Annotated in this window: 25 protein-coding genes, 1 tRNA gene and 1 riboswitch; of the genes, 19 read left to right on the top strand and 7 right to left on the bottom strand. The window is 38.7% G+C overall.

The window, feature by feature from the left end:
• Position 1: 1 nt before the first annotated feature.
• The 6 genes from tpiA (at position 2) to B096_RS0105120 (ending at position 5,481) form a co-directional block, all read left to right on the top strand.
• Positions 2 to 745, top strand: coding sequence for a triose-phosphate isomerase (gene tpiA / locus B096_RS0105140; RefSeq protein ID WP_018579689.1), 744 nt, complete (start codon positions 2 to 4; stop codon positions 743 to 745).
• Between the two features lie 52 nt (positions 746 to 797).
• Entirely contained in the window at positions 798 to 2,093 is a 1,296-nt protein-coding gene (eno, locus tag B096_RS0105135) for a phosphopyruvate hydratase (RefSeq protein WP_018579688.1), read from the top strand.
• Positions 2,094 to 2,303: 210 nt separating this feature from the next.
• Positions 2,304 to 3,020, top strand: coding sequence for an alpha/beta hydrolase (locus B096_RS09595; protein WP_167317843.1), 717 nt, complete (start codon positions 2,304 to 2,306; stop codon positions 3,018 to 3,020).
• Positions 3,017 to 3,223 (top strand): alpha/beta hydrolase, encoded by a 207-nt coding sequence (locus tag B096_RS09835; RefSeq protein ID WP_244264575.1) that lies wholly within the window; start codon positions 3,017 to 3,019, stop codon positions 3,221 to 3,223. The genes B096_RS09595 and B096_RS09835 overlap by 4 nt, the downstream gene beginning before the upstream one ends.
• A 90-nt stretch (positions 3,224 to 3,313) precedes the next feature.
• A riboswitch (purine riboswitch) is annotated at positions 3,314 to 3,415 on the top strand.
• 80 nt (positions 3,416 to 3,495) lie between these two features.
• Positions 3,496 to 4,872 (top strand): NCS2 family permease, encoded by a 1,377-nt coding sequence (locus tag B096_RS0105125; RefSeq protein ID WP_018579686.1) that lies wholly within the window; start codon positions 3,496 to 3,498, stop codon positions 4,870 to 4,872.
• A 33-nt stretch (positions 4,873 to 4,905) separates the two neighbouring features.
• Entirely contained in the window at positions 4,906 to 5,481 is a 576-nt protein-coding gene (locus tag B096_RS0105120; RefSeq protein WP_018579685.1) for a phosphoribosyltransferase family protein, read from the top strand.
• A 12-nt stretch (positions 5,482 to 5,493) separates the two neighbouring features.
• On the opposite strand, the gene B096_RS0105115 is transcribed toward B096_RS0105120, so the two are convergent.
• Positions 5,494 to 6,033: a hypothetical protein gene (locus B096_RS0105115; RefSeq protein WP_018579684.1), complete on the bottom strand. Its 540-nt coding sequence runs from the start codon at positions 6,031 to 6,033 to the stop codon at positions 5,494 to 5,496.
• Positions 6,034 to 6,116: 83 nt separating this feature from the next.
• Between B096_RS0105115 and B096_RS0105110 the strand changes: the two genes are divergently transcribed.
• Entirely contained in the window at positions 6,117 to 6,719 is a 603-nt protein-coding gene (locus tag B096_RS0105110; RefSeq protein WP_018579683.1) for an SIMPL domain-containing protein, read from the top strand.
• 28 nt (positions 6,720 to 6,747) lie between these two features.
• On the opposite strand, the gene B096_RS0105105 is transcribed toward B096_RS0105110, so the two are convergent.
• Positions 6,748 to 7,566 carry a MerR family transcriptional regulator gene (locus B096_RS0105105; RefSeq protein ID WP_018579682.1) on the bottom strand — a complete coding sequence of 273 codons (819 nt, stop codon included), beginning with the start codon at positions 7,564 to 7,566 and terminating at the stop codon, positions 6,748 to 6,750.
• An 80-nt stretch (positions 7,567 to 7,646) separates the two neighbouring features.
• Between B096_RS0105105 and B096_RS0105100 the strand changes: the two genes are divergently transcribed.
• The 6 genes from B096_RS0105100 to B096_RS0105075 all read left to right on the top strand — a co-directional run bounded on the left by B096_RS0105100 (position 7,647) and on the right by B096_RS0105075 (position 13,352).
• Positions 7,647 to 8,678 carry an NAD(P)H-dependent amine dehydrogenase family protein gene (locus B096_RS0105100; RefSeq protein ID WP_018579681.1) on the top strand — a complete coding sequence of 344 codons (1,032 nt, stop codon included), beginning with the start codon at positions 7,647 to 7,649 and terminating at the stop codon, positions 8,676 to 8,678.
• A 272-nt stretch (positions 8,679 to 8,950) separates the two neighbouring features.
• Positions 8,951 to 9,622: an L-serine ammonia-lyase, iron-sulfur-dependent subunit beta gene (gene sdaAB, locus B096_RS0105095; protein WP_018579680.1), complete on the top strand. Its 672-nt coding sequence runs from the start codon at positions 8,951 to 8,953 to the stop codon at positions 9,620 to 9,622.
• An 8-nt stretch (positions 9,623 to 9,630) separates the two neighbouring features.
• Positions 9,631 to 10,509 carry an L-serine ammonia-lyase, iron-sulfur-dependent, subunit alpha gene (gene sdaAA / locus B096_RS0105090; protein WP_018579679.1) on the top strand — a complete coding sequence of 293 codons (879 nt, stop codon included), beginning with the start codon at positions 9,631 to 9,633 and terminating at the stop codon, positions 10,507 to 10,509.
• Between the two features lie 105 nt (positions 10,510 to 10,614).
• The gene (locus B096_RS0105085; protein WP_018579678.1) at positions 10,615 to 11,370 is read left to right on the top strand and encodes an AIM24 family protein; all 756 of its coding nucleotides are present in this window, start codon (positions 10,615 to 10,617) and stop codon (positions 11,368 to 11,370) included.
• Positions 11,371 to 11,557: 187 nt separating this feature from the next.
• Entirely contained in the window at positions 11,558 to 13,021 is a 1,464-nt protein-coding gene (locus tag B096_RS09760) for a GNAT family N-acetyltransferase (RefSeq protein WP_018579677.1), read from the top strand.
• Positions 12,993 to 13,352, top strand: coding sequence for a response regulator (locus B096_RS0105075; protein ID WP_018579676.1), 360 nt, complete (start codon positions 12,993 to 12,995; stop codon positions 13,350 to 13,352). The genes B096_RS09760 and B096_RS0105075 overlap by 29 nt, the downstream gene beginning before the upstream one ends.
• Here the strand turns inward: B096_RS0105075 and B096_RS0105070 are convergent.
• From B096_RS0105070 to B096_RS0105055, 4 genes are all read right to left on the bottom strand, one after another.
• Positions 13,349 to 14,287: a ketopantoate reductase family protein gene (locus B096_RS0105070; protein ID WP_018579675.1), complete on the bottom strand. Its 939-nt coding sequence runs from the start codon at positions 14,285 to 14,287 to the stop codon at positions 13,349 to 13,351. The two genes, B096_RS0105075 and B096_RS0105070, sit on opposite strands and share 4 nt — an antisense overlap.
• A gap of 109 nt (positions 14,288 to 14,396) precedes the next feature.
• The gene (locus B096_RS0105065; RefSeq protein WP_018579674.1) at positions 14,397 to 15,215 is read right to left on the bottom strand and encodes an AraC family transcriptional regulator; all 819 of its coding nucleotides are present in this window, start codon (positions 15,213 to 15,215) and stop codon (positions 14,397 to 14,399) included.
• A gap of 285 nt (positions 15,216 to 15,500) precedes the next feature.
• Positions 15,501 to 16,529 carry a M42 family metallopeptidase gene (locus B096_RS0105060; RefSeq protein ID WP_018579673.1) on the bottom strand — a complete coding sequence of 343 codons (1,029 nt, stop codon included), beginning with the start codon at positions 16,527 to 16,529 and terminating at the stop codon, positions 15,501 to 15,503.
• Between the two features lie 85 nt (positions 16,530 to 16,614).
• Entirely contained in the window at positions 16,615 to 17,097 is a 483-nt protein-coding gene (locus tag B096_RS0105055; protein ID WP_018579672.1) for a hypothetical protein, read from the bottom strand.
• A 115-nt stretch (positions 17,098 to 17,212) separates the two neighbouring features.
• Between B096_RS0105055 and B096_RS0105050 the strand changes: the two genes are divergently transcribed.
• Both B096_RS0105050 and B096_RS0105045 read left to right on the top strand, forming a co-directional pair.
• Positions 17,213 to 17,404, top strand: coding sequence for a hypothetical protein (locus B096_RS0105050; protein WP_018579671.1), 192 nt, complete (start codon positions 17,213 to 17,215; stop codon positions 17,402 to 17,404).
• Between the two features lie 81 nt (positions 17,405 to 17,485).
• On the top strand, positions 17,486 to 18,211 hold the full coding sequence (locus tag B096_RS0105045) for a Type 1 glutamine amidotransferase-like domain-containing protein (protein ID WP_018579670.1): 726 nt from the start codon (positions 17,486 to 17,488) through the stop codon (positions 18,209 to 18,211).
• A 90-nt stretch (positions 18,212 to 18,301) separates the two neighbouring features.
• Here the strand turns inward: B096_RS0105045 and B096_RS0105040 are convergent.
• Positions 18,302 to 18,377, bottom strand: a tRNA-Lys gene (locus tag B096_RS0105040).
• 127 nt (positions 18,378 to 18,504) lie between these two features.
• Here B096_RS0105040 and B096_RS0105035 point away from each other — a divergent pair.
• The 4 genes from B096_RS0105035 (at position 18,505) to B096_RS0105020 (ending at position 22,501) form a co-directional block, all read left to right on the top strand.
• On the top strand, positions 18,505 to 19,383 hold the full coding sequence (locus B096_RS0105035; protein WP_018579669.1) for an NAD(P)/FAD-dependent oxidoreductase: 879 nt from the start codon (positions 18,505 to 18,507) through the stop codon (positions 19,381 to 19,383).
• Positions 19,380 to 20,147: an HAD-IIB family hydrolase gene (locus B096_RS0105030; protein WP_018579668.1), complete on the top strand. Its 768-nt coding sequence runs from the start codon at positions 19,380 to 19,382 to the stop codon at positions 20,145 to 20,147. The genes B096_RS0105035 and B096_RS0105030 overlap by 4 nt, the downstream gene beginning before the upstream one ends.
• A gap of 80 nt (positions 20,148 to 20,227) precedes the next feature.
• Positions 20,228 to 22,042, top strand: a complete 1,815-nt coding sequence (locus tag B096_RS0105025) for a restriction endonuclease (protein WP_018579667.1) — start codon at positions 20,228 to 20,230, stop codon at positions 22,040 to 22,042.
• A 123-nt stretch (positions 22,043 to 22,165) separates the two neighbouring features.
• Positions 22,166 to 22,501, top strand: coding sequence for an ArsR/SmtB family transcription factor (locus tag B096_RS0105020; RefSeq protein ID WP_018579666.1), 336 nt, complete (start codon positions 22,166 to 22,168; stop codon positions 22,499 to 22,501).
• The last annotated feature ends 4 nt before the right edge of the window (positions 22,502 to 22,505 follow it).

Below are 22,505 nucleotides of genomic sequence, written 5' to 3'. Positions count from 1 at the left end.
AATGAGAAAACCTATTATCTTTGGTAACTGGAAAATGAATAAGACAATTGCAGAAGCAACAGAATTTGTTCAAGGTGTTGATGCATTTGTTACGGATAAAGCAGACTTCGGTGTTGCGGTTCCATTTACAGCGTTGCAAGCATCAATTGCAAACGCAAAAAATCTACACATTGCAGCAGAAAACGTTCACTGGGCACCAAACGGCGCTTATACAGGTGAAATTTCAGTTGAAATGTTAAAAGAAATTGGCACAAAATGGGTTGTTATCGGACACTCAGAACGTCGTCAATACTTCAATGAAACAGATGAAGACATTAATAAAAAAGCAGCTGTTTTAATCGAAAACGGTATGACTCCAATCGTTTGTGTTGGGGAAACATTGTTTGAATTCGAAGCAGATAAGACAGAAAAAGTTGTTCGTAAACAAGTTGCCGGATGCTTAAGTGGCTTAAATGCTGAAGATGTTAAAAACATCGTGATCGCTTATGAACCAGTATGGGCAATCGGAACCGGTAAGAGTGCTACCGTTGAAATCGCTCAAAACACATGTGCATTAGTACGTGATGAAGTTAAAAACTTATTCGGAGCAGAAGTTTCTGATAAAGTGCGTATTCAATACGGTGGATCAGTTAAACCTGAAAACATCGAAGAATACATGTCACAAGAAGACATTGATGGTGCATTAATTGGTGGAGCTTCACTTCAAGTGGATTCATTCAAAGCAATCATTGATGCAATTAAATAATTTATTAACTTGTTAATAAAAGATTAAAACTAGAGGCTCAGGAGGATATAACATGCCAAGTATTATTGATATTTATGCACGCGAAGTCATGGACTCACGCGGTAACCCAACAATTGAAGTAGAAGTAACTACAGAATCAGGTGCATTCGGACGCGCTATGGTACCATCAGGTGCTTCAACAGGTGAACGTGAAGCATTAGAACTTCGTGACGGTGATAAATCACGTTTCGGCGGAAAAGGTGTTTTAAAAGCTGTTGCTAACGTTAACGACATCATCGCTGAAGAATTAATCGGCTTTGACGTAACACAACAAAACTTAATCGACCAAGCTATGATCGAATTAGACGGTACATCCGACAAATCAAAATTCGGTGCTAACGCAATCTTAGGTGTTTCAATGGCTTGTGCTATTGCAGCAGCAGATTTCTACGATATGCCACTTTACAAATACTTAGGTGGATTTAACGGAAAAGAATTACCTGTACCAATGATGAACGTTATCAATGGTGGATCACACGCAGACTCATCTGTTGATTTCCAAGAATTCATGATTATGCCAATCAGTGCAAAATCTGTAAAAGAAGCAATCCGTATGGGTGCTGAAACATTCCACGCTCTAAAAGCAGTATTAAAAGAAAAAGGTCATGTTACAGCTGTTGGTGACGAAGGTGGTTTCGCACCAAACTTAGCATCAAATGAAGAACCATTAGAAGTTATTGTTGAAGCAATCAAACGTGCTGGTTTTGTACCAGGTGAAGATATCGTTCTTGCAATGGACGTTGCTGCTTCAGAATTCTATGACACAGAAAAAGATGTTTATGTATTAAGTAAATCAGGTGGAAAAGAATTAACATCTGACGAAATGATCGATATGTACGAAGGTTTCTTAAACAAATACCCAATCGTATCAATCGAAGATGGTTTAGGAGAACGCGACTGGGATGGATGGAAACGTCTAACTGATCGTATTGGAGACCGTTGCCAAATCGTTGGTGATGACTTATTCGTTACAAACCCTGCAATTCTTGCAGAAGGTATCGAAAAAGGAATTGCTAACTCAATCCTTATTAAAGTTAACCAAATCGGTACTTTAACAGAAACATTTGACGCTATGGAAATGGCTAAACGTGCAGGATATACATCAGTAGTTTCACACCGTTCAGGAGAAACAGAAGATGCAACAATCGCTGACATCGCAGTAGCATTTAACGCAGGTCAAATTAAAACAGGTTCAATGTCACGTACAGACCGTTTAGCTAAATATAACCAATTAATCCGTATTGAAGACGAATTAGGTTCAGCAGCTAAATACTCAGGTGCTAAAACATTCTTCAACATCAAAAAATAATTTAATTTGATGAACTCACTCGAAAGAGTGAGTTTTTTTATGCGACAACTCTATCCCATATTACGCTTTAGTTATCAAAATCAGACCATTTCAAGATTGATTAGTGACATATTTGCTACAATTTAATCTCACTACGAAAAACGAAATTAAATAAACGGTAAAATAGATATAGCTTAAACCCAATATAAAAAATAGAAAATGAGGCGAAGTATGTTGAAACTTTTTTTAATAATAACCTTAGTCGTAATAGTTATCCTTTATTTGATTGCACGGTTCTTTTATAAGTTTGCTATTGAATCGGGTCCGAAACCGTATCTTGGAGATTTTGATGCTTTCGCCAAACAAAGCGTCAATCGTCCATGCTACGAGTGGTTTGAGCCATTGCTTGGGCAGAACACGTGGTTCTTGGAGAGTTATGATGGGTTGACGTTATTTGCCGAGACAATCCCTTTAAATGCGCCTACGCGCAAGGTGGCGATTTTATGTCATGGTTACGTAAACAGTTCATATTCGATGGCTTTTCAGGCACGTTTTTTTCATCAACGCGGATATCATGTTGTGATGCCGGATGCACGTGGTCATGGAAAATCTGAGGGAGAGTACATCGGTTTTGGGTGGGACGATCGTCTTGATATGACACGTTGGATTCAACGTGTGCTGATTGAATACGGCGAAGATTGTGAGATTGTTTTATTTGGAATTAGTATGGGCGCAGCAACAGTTATGATGACTGCCGGAACGTCCCTACCCCAACAAGTCAAGGCAATCATTCAAGATTGTGGCTATACATCAGTTTATGATGAATTGAAGTTCCAATTAAAACAGATGTTTAACTGCCAGCCTTCCCAATTCTTTCAGTTACAAGCTTGTACACAAAATATAAAGCGGGCTACTCTTTTAAAGAGGCTAGTGCTTTGGCACAGGTGAAAAACGCAACTTGCCCCATTCTTATGATTCATGGCGATGCCGATAAGTTTGTACCTTTTTGGATGTTGGATAAACTTTACGATGCCGCACCCGAACCTAAAAGAAAGCTGGTCGTTGGGGGATCTGTGCATGGGATGGCATATAATAAAGATCCACAATTGTATGAAGATACGCTTGATGATTTCCTTGAAACATACCTTTAGAGCCAATTTTTTTTGTATAACTACCAATAGCAGTGAACTGATGTTGTGATAATACATTCCATGCTTGCAAGTTCAAAGAAGTCATGATAGGCTTAAAATATGAAAAAACTCCATATATTTCTGGTAATAGGGTCCGGAAGTTTCTACTTACATCCCGTAAAGATGTAAACTATGGCAAAAGAGCCTTATCTTCATGATAGGATATTTTCACGTCTCTTTCTGCCACAAACATGGCAGTTTTTTTGTATATTGAGAGAAGAGGAGGACATTACGTGAAAAATATTCTCAATAAATATTTTGGGATTGAAGAGGCAGGTTCAACCATTAAACGTGAGTTTGCAGGAGGGTTAACGGCATTTCTTTCGATGTCATATGTAATATTCGTAAACCCAATTATTTTAGGGCAAGCAGGCATGCCGAAAGATGCTGTATTTATTGCGACAATTATTTCCTCGGCAATTGCCATGTTGATTATGGGATTGTATGCAAAGTTCCCATTAGGACTTGCTCCTTGTATGTCGATGAATGCATTCTTTGCATTCAGTGTTGTGATGCAGATGGGGATTCCTTGGCAAACCGCGCTCGCTTCGGTTTTAGCTTCATCAATTTTATTTATAATTTTGGCTGCATCCGGTGTAAGATCTAAAATTATTAAGTCGATTCCCTTAACAATTAAACAAGCGGGAACCGTAGGATTGGGTATCTTTATTGCATTTGTAAGTTTTAAAAACTCAGGAATTATCGTTCCGGATGAAGGTATGTTTATTACATTTGGCGGTTTTGATAATCCGAATGTTATTATTGCGTTTGTTGGAATCATCACCGCAGCTTTCTTCCTAGTACGTGGAAACCAATATGCAGTGTTTCTGGGAATGGTTGGTGCTGCGATATGTGGACTAATCATGCGTCTTGGCGTTGATGCGGGGATTCTTTCAATGAGTCCTGAAATGTTTGCAACCTTACCACAACTTCCAGCGGGGAGTCCGATCGTATTTCCAAAAGAACCCATTCAAACCATGGTCAATGAAACCATGTTTGTAGCGGTTAAAGAATTGCCTAATTTATTAAATCCACAAGCAATTATTGTGGTACTAACATTCTTATTTTTAGATTTTTTTGGTACAGCTACAACGCTCTCAGCAGCAGCGTCGCAAATTCCACATATTCCACAGGAAGAATTTGAAAATAATAATCGTATTTATATGGCTGATGCTCTTGGAACATTTGTAGGATCTCTTTTGGGAACTTCAAATCTTTCTACTTACATTGAGTCTGTTTCGGGGATTATAAATGGTGGACGAACCGGTTTAATGTCGGTGGTAACAGCTGTTTTATTCTTACTGTCAATGTTCTTCTATCCATTGTTATCACTGGTAACCCCTGCAGTCACAACACCGGCTATGGTTGTTATTGGTATCTTTATGATGCAAAACATTACCAATATAGATTGGCATTCAGGATTTGAAAATATTATTCCGGCATTTCTTACGATTGTGATGATGCCACTTACAGGTTCAATCGCTTTAGGATTGACACTTGGATTTATTTCTTATGAAATGTGTATGTTCTTTGCAGGTCGTGGTAAAGAACTTCCTAAGATTATGCATTTTATTACACTAATTTCAATAGCATATATCTGTACGTTGTAGTATAATACTAATTAAAATTGAAAGAAGGTACCCATGAAATTACTCGAAGAAACAATCCAGGAACAAGGTAAAGTTAAATCAGAGGAGATTGTGGATGTTAGTTCATTCCTAAATGCTCAAGTAGACCCTAAAGTCATGGACGCTTTAGGAAAAGATTTTGCGGAACATTATGCAGACTATGATTTTGATTTATTTGTAACTGTAGAAACATCAGGCATTGCACCAAGTGTATTCGCGTCACTTTATGCGAACAAACCTTTGATTATAATCAAGAAAAGCTTAACGGAGAAAGATGATCCAAATATGGTTCAACAATCCTGCTTTTCATTCACTAAGAAAAATGGCTACTACCTTACGGTGCCCAAACATCTCATCGAAGGGAAACGTGTGATTTTGCTTGATGATTTCTTGGCGAAGGGCAGTGTTGTTCATAATGTCGATAAGTTATTAACTCAAGCCGATGCGACACTTGTAGCGACAGGCATTTGCATCTCAAAAAATTTCCAACCGGGTTACCAAATGTTGGTAGATGAAGGTCATGATCTTTACTGTCAAGCACAGATACAAGCAATTAATGTTGAGTCCGGCATTATTACTTTTGAATCATAAAAAAAACAACGTTTAATCAACGTTGTTTTCTTTTTCATTTAAGGGTTCATCTACGGTAATATCATTTAGATGAATGCTGGTTGATTGTTGTTCAGAAGCAGCGGTTTGTATACGCTCTGCTTCAATGCGTTCTTGCTCCAACTTTTCATTCTCTTGCTTAAGTTTCTCTGCTTTTTTAGTTTTGCGTTTGGATTTCCAAACCAAATCCAAGATGAGTCCAATAACGTTAAAGCTGGCCATAACAATAATCCAAATAAACAAACCGTTAAAGGCAACGGCATTTCCGCCTGAACGTTCAACGGAGAAGGCAAGGGCCCAAAACGCGGCAATAAATCCGAGCACAAAACATAACATTCCAACCCATGAACCATATTGAATGATAAAAAATGCATAAATAGATACAACAAGTGAGAGGACAACCTCATTAAATAATGTATCCATTTGAAAGGGTGCTCGAAATACAAAGAATGTCATTACAGTGAAGGTAATGATGCTTATTGCGAGGACGCCTAAACTCATAAAGAATTTTTGCTTAAAATTTAATTTTTTCATACACGACTCCTTTATTAAAATATATCACATTTTACTTTTTTTTCACGTATTATACTGTATCATTATAGAGAGAGGTGATTGATATGAGTAATAAATTAACGATTGAAGGTTCGGGGAGTGTTAAGGTAACACCAGATATGATGCGTTTTACCTATGAATTAGTACAAGATGGGCCATCGTATGCAAGTTCGTTTGATGCATTGAAAGTTCAGTATGAGAATATTGTGAAAGCTTTTAAAAAAGTTGAATTCAACATCAGTTTGATTAAAACTTCTGGCATTGAAGTCTCTATCTTACATCCTACTGAACAACAGCCAAAACGATTCCGTTGTGTACAACGTATCGTATTCGAGGATCGAATTAATTTACATAAGATGTCGGCGTTACTGGATTGTCTGAGAACAAGTGATGATTTCAATTTTAGTCTATCGTATTTCTTAAAAGATACGACGAAAGCCGATGATGATGCACTTATTTTGGCCATCAACCAAGCCACTGATAAAGCAAAGATTATCGCTGAGGCATCCGGAATTCGCTTAGGTCACATTTGTAATATGGATTACGTTAATAATATGAGCGCAAGACCGATGTATCGTATCGCTAGTGCAGATATGATGGGTACTACAATGACTGCTGATGATGTCATCGTGAGCCAATCAATTGTGATAAGTTGGGATATAAAATAAACATGTATGAATTCAATACATGTTTTTTTTATAAATCAATGATGATAGGGACTTGCAGACGAATAAACATATCTCGCTTACCCGATAAGGTGTCAGGCATTTCATAGAGCACTTCACAAATGTAGTCTCCATTAATTTTAAGATTTTGTTCGTCAATTAATTTGCGAAACTGATGCAATGCACGTGTTTCTTCTTCGAAGGACTGACAAAAATATACAGCGTAATCCCCTTGGGGTAAAACTTTATTAGCGTGCGTAGGGTTATCAACAAAGACAAACAGCTCTTTCGAATCGTAGTTGTGATGGGTAAAGTTATGCTGTGACATAATGGAGCCAACACGACTGAATGCAGATGCATGGTTTAGATGATGCTTAAAATCACGCAAAGCATATTCGTACTCATCCGATGTCATCTCGTAGATGTTTTGGCTGATTGGATAGGTGTAGATATAGCGCTTATGAAACGAAATAATTTCCATCCAGTGTTTTGCCATGTTTTGACTGTATAACGTTGTTGTTTCCATAAAACTGTGAATTGATTGAATTTGGTTAATTATTTGCCGATGCTGACATAATAAGTGTTCTTCTTTAGCTTTAATTGCTTGCTTTAGTGATGAAATAGAAGTGTTTCGTTTTAAGACATCATGGATTTCTTCCAAGCTAAAATCCAAACCTTTTAGAAATTGAATCATATCGAGTGTTGCAGACTGCTCGATGGTGTAATAACGATAATTTGTTTGGGGATCAATATATGCGGGTTTGAGTAAATCAATCGCGTCATAATAACGTAATGTTTGTATTGAAATATCGTTTAATTGAGCAATTTCCCCAATTCTAAGTTTTTGCATAAACCCTCCTTGACTCTATCCTTACTATAGACATTATACTATGGTTGTGAAATAAATATCAAGAAACAGGAGGCTATGATATGAAAAACGAAAAGATTCGAGTAGTTCAATATGGTTGTGGTAAGATGGCGGAAGTGATTGTTCGCAATCTTGTGAACCATGGTGCTGAGGTTGTTGGAGCGATTGACGCCAATCCTAAGGTAGTGGGTATGGATCTTGGTGACTTTGCGGGATTAGGACATAAAACCGGTGTGTTGATTTCGGATGACGCTGATGAAGTCTTTGCTTCATGCGATGCTGATATCGCAATCGTAACCGTCTTCAGTTATATGAATGACATGTATTCAATTTTTGAGACATGCGCTAAACATGGTGTAAATGTTATTACGACATGTGAGGAAGCAATTTATCCTTGGACGACAGCACCTTCAGAAACAAACCGTTTGGATCGTCTCGCAAAGGATTATAATATTACAATTACCGGAAGTGGAATGCAAGATATCTTCTGGATAAACATGCCTTGTATGGTAGCCGGTGGTGTTAATCAAATTAAAAAGATGTATGGTACCGTAAGTTATAATGTTGAGGATTATGGGCTAGCACTTGCGGAAGCACATGGTGCCGGTTATGACTTAGAGAAGTTTGAAAAAGAAATCGCCCAAGCAGAAAGTTTACCAAGTTATATGTGGAATGCCGGCGAAGGTATCTGCTCGAAAATGGGATGGACAATCAAATCCATTTCACAAAAAAGTGTACCCTTTGTGTTAGATGAAGCCATTTATTCCGAAACCTTGGGTCGTGAAATTCCGGCAGGTGATGCAATTGGAATGTCAGCGGTCACCACGATTTTGACACAACAAGGACCAGAATTAGAGGTTCAATGTATCGGTAAAGTTTATCGTGCAGATGATGGGGATATGTGTGATTGGAAAATTGTTGGAGATCCAGATGTCGTATTCTCGGTTGAAAAACCGGACACGGTCGGACATACTTGTGCAACGGTTGTGAATCGAATCCCACAAGTATTGAGCGCTCCTGCAGGTTTTATCACAGCAGAAAAATTGGATGAAATTCATTATCTAACATTCCCAATGGATCATTACAATCAATAATATCTTAAAAGCATGCAAAGAGCATGCTTTTTTATTTACATCTTCTTGCGAACCGTATAGGGACTTATTTAAGGAAAAATCTAAATAGAATTGACACTAAATTTAGGAGAAATGAGAAGTTTTATTTCTTATAGATGGAAGTCATAATCATACAAACAAATTAAAAGTCCACTGTTTCTATTTCAGACCGGATGATACGGTACTTTTCTTATAACTGAACCTGTTGAGATACCGATTTAAAATCGTTATAATAGGTTCAAGGAGGGTCCATTATGAGTAATCAAGATTTTAAGTCTGTTTTTGATATTATCGGGCCAGTAATGGCAGGACCAAGCAGTTCTCATACAGCAGGAGCAGCACGCATCGGAAAGATGGCGTTAAGCATCTTTGGAGAGTGTCCTGAGCGTGCTAATATTTATTTGTATGAGTCTTTTGCGAAAACGTATAAAGGACATGGGACCAATGTAGCTTTAGCAGGAGGTTTACTCGGTATGGATCCCGATGATCCGCACTTACATGAATCACTGTTAATTGCGCAGGAAGAAGGAATCAAAATCACCTTTATTCCTCTTGTGGATAAAGTGGACCATCCAAATACAACCAAAATCGTCATGCATAAAGCAGGACGTAAATGTACAGTTGTGGGTATTTCGATTGGCGGAGGTAACGTTAAAATTACAGAAATTAACGGAACCAAAGTTGAGATTGATGGTGGTGTTCCAACGATCCTTATTTTCCATGAAGATTGTCCAGGTATGATTGCGAAGGTTGCAACAATTTTGAGTGACATGCATATTAATATTGGCTCGATGAAAGTGGATCGAGAAGAAAAAGGTAAAAAAGCCTATATGGTTATTGAATTAGATCAAGATGACTTACAAACATCACTTGACCGTTTAAGATGCGTAGAGAATATTTATGAAGTGCTCTACATTGCGAAGTAGGAGACATTATGTTTAAATCAATCCAAGAACTTGTGGATAAGGCAACTGAACGCGGGAGTCTATCCGAAACAATTATCGAATTTGAAATGGAACGATCGGATTTATCACGTGAAGTGATTGTAGAACGTATGGGTATGCAATTGGATGTTATGAAACGCACCATAGAGCAAGGGAAACGTGGGGTCAAATCGACAACAGGTCTGACTGGTGGAGATGCCACCAAGATTCATAATTATCTGGAAAAAGGCGATACTATTTGTGGGGCTACTGTTATGACAGCAGTTCAAAATGCGGTGGGGACAAATGAAGTCAATGCAGCAATGGGTATTATTTGCGCGACCCCTACAGCAGGCAGTGCAGGTGTTGTTCCCGGTGTATTATCGGCTATTTCAGAACGTTATCAATTGACCCGCGAGCAAGAGGTGAATTTCTTATTTGTTGCAGGGGGATTCGGTTTGGTTGTTGCGAATAATGCATCAATCGCAGGAGCAACAGGAGGTTGTCAAGCCGAAATTGGTAGTGCGAGTGCCATGGCGAGTGCCGCAGTGGTGGATGTTTTAGGTGGTACACCCAAAATGTGTGCTCATGCATTTGCGATGACGATTAAGAACATGCTCGGTCTTATTTGTGATCCGGTGGCAGGACTTGTAGAAGTACCGTGTGTGAAACGAAATGCCTTAGGGGCATCACAGGCGTTGGTGTCTGCAGATATGGCATTAGCGGGTGTTGAAAGTGCTCTATCACCCGATACGGTGGTTGAAGCAATGTATAAAGTAGGCAAAGAATTACCACGTAAGTTTAGAGAAACGGGCGAGGGAGGACTTGCCGATACCGTTGAAGGACGAGCATTGGCGGAAGCCATATTTGGAAGTGAAAAGATCGATTAAGCGATCTTTTTTTTTTATTGAGCACATAAATGTAACCCTTTAGGGCGAATCATCACCTTTACGCTCCTTATTTTGATAGGATTATACCAATATAAGGAGAAAAATATGATTCAAATCAAAAATCTAGAAGATAACAGTAATATTGTGGAAGTTGCTTCCATGGGGTGTTTCAAAGTATTGGAATATCAAAAAGATCTTAGTGTTAATGGCGAGAGTGCAATCAATGCTTATTACGCATCGGAAATGAACATCCGCAAGCGTCAAGTTTATATACAATTACAAAATCAATCCGTAACTGTAAGTGCGGGTGCGATGCAATGGTCTGCTGGTGATGTGAAAATGGGGGCAGACGTAAAAGGTGTTGGTGATTTTTTAGGTAAAGCAATCAAAGGATCTGTGACGAAAGAATCTGCAGCGAAACCTCGTTACTCCGGGTCGGGCTATTTAATGCTAGAACCGACTTATAAACATATTCTTTTAGAACGTGTTGAAGATTGGGGTAAAATTGTTTTAGAAGACGGATTGTTTTTAGCTTGCGATTCAGACATAAATCAAAAAGTAGTGTCACGTGGCAATCTATCGTCTGCGATGATGGGTGGCGAAGGACTCTTTAACCTAGCACTTGAAGGTCACGGTGTAGCGGTACTCGAAAGTCCCGTACCCCGCGAAGAGTTGATTGTTGTTGAACTTCAAAATGATGAAATCCGTATTGATGGAAACTATGCAATTGCATGGTCTGGATCGTTGGAATTCCGTGTTGAAAAATCGACAAAGAGTCTTATGGGATCTGCTGTTTCAGGCGAAGGGTTTGTGAATGTCTATCGTGGAACAGGGAAAGTATTATTGGCACCTATCGCTTAAAGGGTCTTCGGACTCTTTTTTTGTAGCCTTCTAAAGCGTTTTAATAACAACTCAGTTTGATGGGTACCCTATTATGCTATAGTTGAGAAAGAAAGAGGTGGTTTTATGTTAAAAACAATAAATCATCACCCAGAAAATCGATAATTTGAGCGGGTGATATATCGGTAGAAAATTATAAAGGAGATTTATGAAACTACATATCGAAAAAACAACCGAAAAAGATTTAAAGAATATTCAACAATTATGGGCGACACCTGAAGTGATGAAGCATGTTGGATTTGACCAAGGTTATATCACTGATGAAAAATCCATGCAACGTTGGTATCAACAATTGATTCAAAATAATACATCAAGCCATTTTAGTATTTATCATCATCAAGACTATGTAGGGGAGTTATTTTACCGAGTTTTAGATGATAAAGCACAATTGGATATCAAGCTTATGCCACAGTTTCAAGGACGAGGCTATGGATCTTACTGTTTGAGTTGGCTTATTCAGTACGTATTTAAACACACAGAATGTACCGGTCTTTATGTTGATCCTAATCCTGATAACCTGGCCGCATTACGTCTTTATCATGCTTTAGGGTTTAAAGAAGTTGAAATTCCGCACGGGTACCGTTCATCTGAATTGCTATTGGAAGTGACATGGGATGAGTTCAAACCGGCGACATCTTTCCTAGAATCCGTAGTACAGTTACGCCCATTTCGACATCGTGATTTACAACGAATATGGGAATTATCCGCTAAAGAATCCCATTATTCATGGAGTGACTTAGATGCTCCTTATTTTGAGGAATATAAGCAATTAAGTTTCCGTGAGTTTATGGAAGACGATGCTCAGTATTATCTCAATAACCCACGTGCTCTAGTGATTGTATATGATGATTTAGTTATTGGTCGTGCAAGCCACTACTGGCAGGATGAACGAACTCGATGGATGAACTGCGGGTTTGACCTTTATGACGCTGCATTTTGGAGTAAAGGTATTGGGACGGTTGTCCTAAAACAACTGATCACACAAGCGTTTGTGTATTATGAGATTGATCGCATAGGGTTTGTAACATGGTCAGGGAATATAGGCATGCAACGGATTGGGGACAAATTAGGCTTAAAACGGGAAGGCGTTATTCGGAGAGCCCGTTATTATAAAGGGGTATATTATGATTCAATTTCTTATGGAATCACCCGTTCTGTTTGGACCCTCCGGAATCAAGATCACTATACAATCATTGAACATGGAACTCACGAAGCTGATGTCATTGAAAAAGAGATTCATACCGCCGGTCCATGGTGCAAACCAATAATGCCACTATTGCCGCAACATAACTTACTCACAATCTATAAAGAAACACAGCTTGTGGGTTATTTAGTTTATGATTTAACCTACGAACAAAATGTAAATGTCTTGGATTTTAATGTCTTATGTTCTAACCAAGATTTTGTGGTTGAAATGATGATGATGGATCGTGTAGAACAGATTGCAATCCGCCGTCAAATTCCTTATATTATTATAGATAAGACGCTGTTAAAACATAATCAAGATTTTCGATTAATACGATTCGGAAATCAATCATTATGGATTAAGGCCATACATCAAAATGAATCAAGGAGTAACAAAGATGTATACAATCACACTAATCAGCAATGATAATGATCATCATATTTTAGAGTTTTTGGATCCAACATGGACGGTGCTGTGCCTTCAAACAAATCCAGTAGACATCAAACAAACAGATTGTTTTCTGGTTGATATCGATTACTGCGATCATGATGGCGAAACCTTAATTCCTTGGATACAAAAGCATTATGATCGACCAATCTTAATTCTTACATCGCGCTATCGACCTAAGCGAACGCTTGAACTGATGATTCAAGGTGCTCACGACTATTTAGTGGAACCCTATGATCATCATAAGGTCATTCATCGCATAAATACTTTGATTGATGTATATCAAAAACAAACAAAGGAACCCAATTAGTGGGTTCCTTTGTCTTTAAGGAATTCTTTAGCGTGAATCATGTGAGTTATTACCTGGCATACTGGTGTTTCAATGCCGTGTTTGTTACCAATGCGTGCAATTGCACCATTTAAATAGTCAATTTCAGTTTTACGACCTGCTGCCATATCTTGATAAAGAGAAGGATAGTGATTTCCACCTTTTAGAGGGTCAAAAATATCTTCTATTTTAGCGACTAGATGCTCTTTATCTAAAGCGATTCCTTCAGCCGTTGCTACGGCGATGACTTCGTCTACAACAAGTTCGGTTAAAATTCGATTATCAGGATAACTCCCGTACTCAGCGATATTGCAATCAATTAAGGTACAGTATGTGTTGAGTACCGCATTTAAAGCAACTTTATTCCAAATGGATTGTTTAACATCGTCACTGTAGACTACATTAAGACCTGCTTGGTTTAGTGTTTCGAGCAAGTGTGCATTAAACGGCGAATCAGTTTGATGCACTTGTTGGAGTTCAATGGAACCAGTTCCTACTGCATCCACAATTCCTGGACCCCCTAAACCGGAAGTCCACACAGTTACCCCTAAAAAAATATTCTCTTTGGGGACATAACGTTCGATGACTTCCACATTTCCCAATCCATTAAGCAGACAAATGACACGGGTATCTGGGGTTAAAACATGTTTGATATCTTGCATCATAGCATCTAAATACATGGCTTTAGTAAAGACAAATACAAGGTCAAAGGAACCTTCAACCGCCTGGGGTGACAGCGCGGGGATCATAACGTGCCCTTCGTCAACACCATCAATAATCATTTTCAGACCATCGTTATTAATCACGTCACGATGTTCTTGCCAGCTATCCGCAAACACGATTTCATTTCTACTGCGGTGTAAAAGGGCACCAAAACGTGCTCCCATTGCACCTGCACCTGCAAATAATATTTTCATAACTGTACTCCTTTATCTATCAAGCTCATTGTAACACCTTATACATCATTAAGAGTGAACTGTGCACATAAAAAGCAGCCGACGGACTCAGCTGCTTTTTACATAAGGACTAGACGACAGTTTTCTCTACATGTGAGGGTGGATAGCCAAATAAGTGCTTAAAGATTTTGGTAAAATAAGAAGTTGAATTATAGCCACAGGCTTTTGCTACTTCACCCACACGTAGGTTTGACTCACTAAGTAATTCATAAGCGTAATGACAACGTACTTCATTGAGATAATTATTAATTGTTGTGTCGGTTTCTTCTTTGAAAAGGCGACAGTAATAAAATTTACTGATACCGATATCACGACAGATTTGATCAAGGGTTAATTCCTCTTTATAATTCTTGTGCATATACTGAATACCTTGTTTTACGATATCAATTTTAGAATGCTTGCGATCAGTATGTACCGGAACACGAGGTTGATATTTAACCAACATGTCAAAGAGTGAATACGTTAAGGGACTGAGTGATGAGGTTGTATCATTTAAGCTCGCATCATATTCAAGTGATATGACGTGAAGCATTGCCACCAATTCTTGGCGTAATGATAGTGGCTCAAATTGTTTTTGTTCTAAATCTAAATTGAAATTTGTAGGATAACGATGGTCAATGATGTATCGATCCAAAGTAATCCCTTCAGTTTTAGGTACAATGCGTCGCGTTTGTCCTGGGTTAATAAAAACCACAGTATCTTTCATTGCCGTAAAGACTTCATCTTCAATGTCAATCTCACATAAACCAGATTTCACTAAGATGATTTCAAAGTCATTATGCCAATAAAATGCATTGATTGCAGTTGAGAGATCAAACTCACAATGTTCCACAATCAATGGCGAATCTGCACGATTAAAACTATAATGTTCAAAATAAAGATTATTCATACCCTAGCACCCCTAAACAATTCTTTATGTCATTATCTTATAATTTCAGTATAGACTTGCTTTTTCAAAGTGTCAAGTAAACGCTTACAGTTTTTGGTTATAACCTTGTGAAAGATTGTGTGCGGGCTCAAATAAGGTCTAAATATCAGGTTTATATTACATTTACTCGTATCACTTCACAAATTGTCGCACCCGTTATCAAGCCGAATCTTGCTTTTCATAAATACGATGTGCAAGAAACCATAAAAAAACCACATCGTTGGGATGTGGTTAAGCGTTGTTGTGTTATTTTGATTGAAGGTAAGCAATGCCTAAATCAATTGTTGCTTTGATTGCCTCTTCGTGAGTACGTTCAAAGCTGTGGGATGCATCAACACCAGGGCCAATTAAGCCGGCTTTAAAATCATATCCAGCAGAGAGGGCAGCGGAAGCATCTGAACCATAATACGGATAAATATCGATTTTATGAGCAATTTTATTATCGGTGGCTAGGCGTATGAGGCGTTTACGTAACTCGTAATCATAAGGACCACTGCTATCTTTGGCACAGATTGTAACCGAGTATTCGTCCGACGTTTGGCCTTGTCCAGGGGCTGCCATATCAACCGCAATAAATTCAAATGTTTTTTCTGGAATAGCGGCACTGGAACCATGACCGACTTCTTCAAAGGTTGATATGAAAAAGTTAGTTGTATAACTTGGTTTTGTATGAGTATTCACAAAATGTTCTGCCATTCCAAACAAGGAAATAACACAGGCCTTGTCATCAAGATGACGGGATTTGATAAAGCCACTTTCTGTGATCTTGCAGCGTGGATCAAGGTGGACATAATCACCAACATTGATGCCTAAGGCAAGGACGTCCTCGCGTGTAAAGACCTTCTCATCGATGCGGACTTCTAAGTTCTTTTCGGTTCGTTCGGTTGTGGAGGTAAGACTACCATGAACATGGGATGAAGCAACATTGGTAAGGATGGTACCTGTGTAATAAGTACCCTCTAATGTTTCAATGGCAACATGTTCCCCCTCAATGGTCGCCCATGCATACCCGCCTAATTGAGTTAGACGTAATTTCCCGTCGGATGTAATCTCTTTAACAAGACACCCTAATGTATCCACATGGGCAGATAAGGTTACTTCACGATCGGTACACGTTCCTTCAAGTGTTGCGATTAAAGCACCTTTGACCGTGCGACGGGTTTGTAAGCCGAGTGCTTCAAAGCGTTTTTGACAGAATAATACTGCTTCTTCTGTATTCCCAGTAGGGCTTTTAATGTTTAAAAGTGTTTCTAAATCTTGGATTAAATGTTTCATAAGTGTCTCCTTTATAATACATCTATTATGTCATAATCAGTGATATAAACAAAGTTTTGTGGATAAAAAAAGAGCAGGCGCTGCTCTAGATTACAAAACCGATAATCATAATTGTTTTTTCCTGACTTGGATCAAAATATTCATAGCGTTCATATACAATTTTAGGTTGACGTTCCGCTTCGATTACATTTGACTGAAGTAAATGTGCCCAAGCGAAATCAACTAAAGGTGTTTCAAACAGCTCACCATTTTGAGCAGAGCCTTCAATGTAAACATTCACTAAGACGCCATTAGGAAGGGGATATGACTCATACCCTTCAACATCCGGTGTATCACTGCGAAAGATTTGACCAATCCAATAAGCATCGTCGTCATCCAAGAGTCCGATAGGGGAAGCGTAATGCGGCGCGCTTTCACGCATCACATCCTCAAATAAATCCTCTTCAAACCAAGTTTTCCACTGTTTTTGAAACAAGCCATGATCGCTATCCGCTTCTGTATAACGTTTACCGATAAGTTTCAAAGAATGGTGTACTACTTCGTTTTCTAATTCCACAACCTTTAACATAATCAATTTCTCCAATCTCTTTCAATAATCATACGCTACTTCGCAAGGAGACTCAATTAATATTTTGTCTGTTTTCGCAAGGGAGTGCTATAATAAATTAAGGAGGATGGTCACGATGAAGGATTCAAAAAAAATTATGATTTGGTCAGTTGAGATTATCGTTTGCGCAATCTTTTTTATGATCTTTGACTTTGAGGTCAAACTTACGGGAATTGTGGTTATTCTATTTTTATTTATTATGCTGAATGAACATTTCCTTTATGGATTATTTGGTCTTAAAGATAAAAAAAACAACGATAAACCATAAATTGTAGGTATCAATGGGCGTAGAGGATTCTTGTGTTTTAAGGAATCATGTGTTAATCTCTTATATCAAAGAGGTGATTTTATGGGAACAATCGTAACGATTGGAGGGGGCTTCGATCATTTTGGAAGCGCACCCGCAATTGAGAAGCAATTAGTCGCTATGACAGCGAAGGCACATCCTCGTGTTTTGGTCTTACCAACCGCGAGTTCAGATAAGCAGGATTATATTGATGCACTAACGCAACGTTTTGAGCATCTTGGCTGCGAAGTCGATGTTTTAAAACTTGTGACAGAGAGTCCATCACAAGCTGTGATACAATATAAACTTTTAAATACGGATCTTATTTATGTTGGGGGTGGTGATACCCGCATGATGATTAAGGTATGGCGTCAACGAGGGGTTGACTATGTGTTGAAAGATGCGTATCATCGAGGGATTATTCTTTCAGGGTTGAGTGCAGGATCAAATTGTTGGTATCAGGTAAGCCACAGTGATTCCGAATCGTTCAGTCAGCCTGATCATTGGAATTTCATTATGACGTCAGGATTGGGATTTATTCCTGCAGCGCATGTTCCTCATTATAATGAACCTGGGCGCGATAGTTTTGATACCTTGTATGAGCCCTATACAGACTTACCAGGGATTGCACTTGATAATGGCGTTGCGATGGTTTATGAAGGAACGAAGGCTTATATTATCAAAGAAGAAGCGTCATGCAAAGCTTATGTTTTTTCCAATATGGATGGCCACATTGAAAAACGGGAATTGCATGAAGGTGAAACATTAGCAATCGATTTAAATCTATAAACAAAACGAGCATCATCCACAAGGAGGTGCTCGTTTTATTTTAAAAATAGACATAAAAAAAACCACTCGAAAGTGGTGTAATAAACTCAATGGTGCTCCGTCACGGGCTCGAACCGTGGACCCACTGATTAAGAGTCAGTTGCTCTACCGACTGAGCTAACGGAGCGTTTGCCTTTATATTATAACGCTAAGATTTTATATTTCAATAAAAACTTTTACTTTTTTGAGAAAACGTCAAACTTGAATGCGAAAATCATATATCATATAATTAAAAGAGTTTGAAGGAGACGTCTATGAAAGAAACTGATGCATTAATTATTGGCAAGGGTCCTGCTGGGATTCAAGCTGCCGTGTATCTAAAACGGGGCAATGTAAACACTACCGTTATAGGAAAAGATTTAGGAGCGAGTGAAACAGCCCGTGATATTGATAACTTTTATGGGTTCACGTCTATTGGAGGCGTTGAGTTGGTTCAACGCGGTATTGATCAAGCCTTGGAATTAGGCATTGATGTAGTAACGGATGAGGTCTTATCCATTGCATTCGATGGTGAACGTTATACAGTGGAAACCATTCAGGAAACGTATCAAGCCATGAGTGTTTTACTTGCGACGGGATCTCATCGAAACATTCCGCGCATTCGTAAAATCCGCAATTTCAATGGACGCGGTGTATCGTATTGTGCAGTATGCGATGCTTTTTTCTATCGAGGAAAAACGGTTGCGGTAATTGGAAGTGCGGAATATGCCGCTCATGAAGCAGCAGAATTGGTAGAAATTGCGGAAAAAGTTTACGTATTGACGAATGGTGAACCCATTACAGGACAATTTGATTCACGTTGTATTATCGTTGAAGATAAATTAAAAACTGTCGTCGGTGATGAAAAGGTAACGGGCATTGAGACAGAAACGGAAATCTTAGCCTGCGATGGAATTTTTGTTGCGATCGGATCTGCGTCAAGTACGGACCTTGCCAATAAACTCGGTGTGGGTGTCGAAAATGGTCGTATTCTTGTGAATGAAAATATGGAAACGAATATGCCAGGGTTGTATGCAGCTGGGGATTGTACCTTTGGGGTGCAACAGATTGCGAAAGCGGTAGGTGATGGATGTATTGCGGGGATGAATATGATCAGTTATATACGCGGAATCAAGCGTGGGCTCAAAGCATGACACATATCTTCGCAAGTGACTATGACGGAACGCTTTTCAAAGATCGGATGATTCGGGAAGCAGATCTTGAAGCGATTAAAGCCTTTCGCGCCCAAGGTCATAAATTTGGGATTGTTACAGGACGATCCATCAATTCAATTGTTATTGAAATCAACAAATATGCGATTCCAGTTGATTTTATTGTAGGAATCAATGGTGGTGCAGTATTAACACATGATTATCAAGAATTATTTTTAAGTCACATGGATAATTCGGTGGTCGAAGCGATGATGCGGGATGTGGAAACGTTTGACGTTCGTTTTTATGGAGCCAATGATGGTTATCGTCTGGGTCGGGTGTTTTTAAGTGATGCATCCAGTGAGTTTGAACCGAATGTGGAAATGACTGATATCGAAGAATTAAAGCGCGACCGTGGTATTCGTGCCATGTACGTTGTGACGAAATCTCATGAGGTTGCATCTGCGCTGACGGAATTCATCAATCAAAAATATGAATCCAAGGGTGTCGTTGCATTTCAAAATCTTTGTGCAGTGGATATTGGGGCCCAAGGGGTTACCAAAGCAACAGGAATCCAATGCATCCGTAAACATTATCATTATGATGGAATGGTTTATACGATTGGTGATAGTTATAATGATCTTCCAATGATTGAGGGGTTTCATGGCTTTGCGATGGCTCAGGGCGAAGATGCGATTAAGGCGGTTAGCCAAGGTGTTTATTCGACCGTTGGCGATGCAATTCAGTCTGTTTTAGAAAATAAATAAAAAAACAAGCACATTTGCTTGTTTTTTATATGTTCATATCCCTTAAAACTGTTATTATAGAGTGCGAAGAGGGGATTTATATGAAGATTTTTAAGAAGTTTCAGATGCTTCTTGGCTTTGTTGTGTTTTTAGCCGGAGCAATTCTAGCTTTGGGTGCATGTTTTTATTTCCTCGCACCAGGAAAATTAGAAATATCGATTGAAATGCATGGATTAGGCATTATGCTTATGATTCTCGGATTTATGATCAGCGGTGAATTGACGAAACTGGGTCATAAGTATGAAATATGTATGTGTATACCTGGCCAAGTTTTGTTAGCGATGGGTTCTTTATCCGTGATTATGTGGATTCTTTCCTATCCTGTTTTAAGGGTGTTTGATCTCTATTATATTTATATGGGACTTTTAATTGTTTGGAGTATCGGTCTGGGAATTTTGAATTGGTGGCGTTGGCCGGGTAAATGCGTCCGTCCTAAACGTCCAATGAAACAGCGATGTGATTTCGGTGAAGAGCAACAATTACGAGCAGCCTTTGAAAACCAGTCTTATCAGACTATGTGTCAAGTTGCAAAGATTTTGGAGATTCAACGGGGTGTGGAACATCAAGCTAAATTGATTAAACCACTTAGAATTGATACCTGCATTCAAAACATGTATGGTCACAGTCTTAACTTTGATACCTACGAGAACTTTTTGAAGGGCCTTGATGTGAATTATTTGATTACATTAACGCAATGGATGCTTGAACCATCAGACTGGAATCGCTTGAATAAAGAAATTGAAAACGACCGGTATAATTTCAATGGCCCAAAGAGTATGTATGATAATCGCTTTCTTGAGATTCATCGTCTCAGCGATTACTTACTCAATGAAACGATTGAAATGCCTTCCGAAAGCGGAAATTTTTTTAGGACATCACGGGTTAATACTGTCTTTGTAACGATAGCCAGTGCAATTGCTATTACGAAATTGCTTTTCTTTGAACGCATTGCGGAATCGTTAGATGCTCGAAACGAACTTTACAAACTACTTTCAGATGCATGTTTTAAAACAGATTCAGTTGTAGGCGTGTATCAGGAAACCAAAGATATTTATGCTTTGGATCAACTCCCTGGAATTCGTGTCCAGTTTGAGTTTCGATATATTGTGAATGATTTTTATCATAAGAAATATGATCGTGATGGTCGATCCATCTTTAATGACGTGATTGTGGATGCGGATAAAACATTACATGATAATATTTGTAATTGGTTAGAGCACTATGCAAAAAATCCTGAGAGTGCTCATGAAAGTATCACCCGTCCTGTAATTCATGCGTGTATGACACGGGGTGATGTGATTAGGGATACAAAAACGAAAGATATGATTTGGATTCTCCGTCAACTTGGAAACTATGAACAGTATTTTAAAGATTACAAAGCGAAGTATTCTCATACCTTCCAAGCGTATGAGGAGGAGAAAGAACTTGATAAATCACTGGATATCGCTTGTGCACACATTAAGACGGATATGCAGTTCTATAAATATATTAAAGCGTTATTAGGAAATTTCTGTTATACGGTGATGAGCCGAGAACACGAAATGGTTCCATCAGAAATGATTCTTTACCGTGCAGACGGATATAAGTACTATGTCCGGATTCTTTACATGAAATCTCGGGTTGACCGCCGATCGGTGATTGAAAGTCTCAGTTCGCCTTATTGTCAAAGTGTGGATGCGTGTGTTGTGCTTTCAAATGCAGACTTTACGGAAGAAGCACAGATAGTAGCAGAACAAAACAATGTACAATTGCTTAATGGTAAGGATTTAGGGACCATTAAACATTATGCAACGCGTAAAAAACGTATTCATGATTTAGATATTATTAAACGTCTTGGAGATCTTGAGACGGTATAAAACAAGTGGTGATGCAAATGAATGGCATCGCCATTTTTTTTCGTTTTGGGGTTGTCAAAAAGTAAAAAGGAAGTTACAATATGAATACATGAACAACTACTCATATGTAAAGGAGCGATGACCATGAAACAAAAAGAACTTGAACACCATGAAATTAAAGCGGTGCAGGAAACACTTTTAGCCGAAGATGAATATACGGATTTATCCATGCTCTTTAAAATGTTTGCGGATCCGACACGCTTAAGAATTTTTACGGTTTTATCTCAACAGACGGTCTGTGTTGATGATTTAGCTGAAATTCTTGGGATGACCCAATCCGCAATCTCACATCAGTTGGCATCCCTTCGTAAAATGAACTTAGTGAAAAGCCACAAGGTGGGTAAGAATTCATACTATCAATTAGCTGATAGTCACGTAATGCAAATCTTTAGCCAAGCACTTGACCACGTAAAGGAGTAGAACG

This window comes from Erysipelothrix tonsillarum DSM 14972 (assembly GCF_000373785.1).
GTDB lineage: Bacteria > Bacillota_I > Bacilli_A > Erysipelotrichales > Erysipelotrichaceae > Erysipelothrix > Erysipelothrix tonsillarum.
Note: the sequence above shows the minus strand (reverse complement) of the source record. Positions and strands in the feature narration are given on the sequence as shown.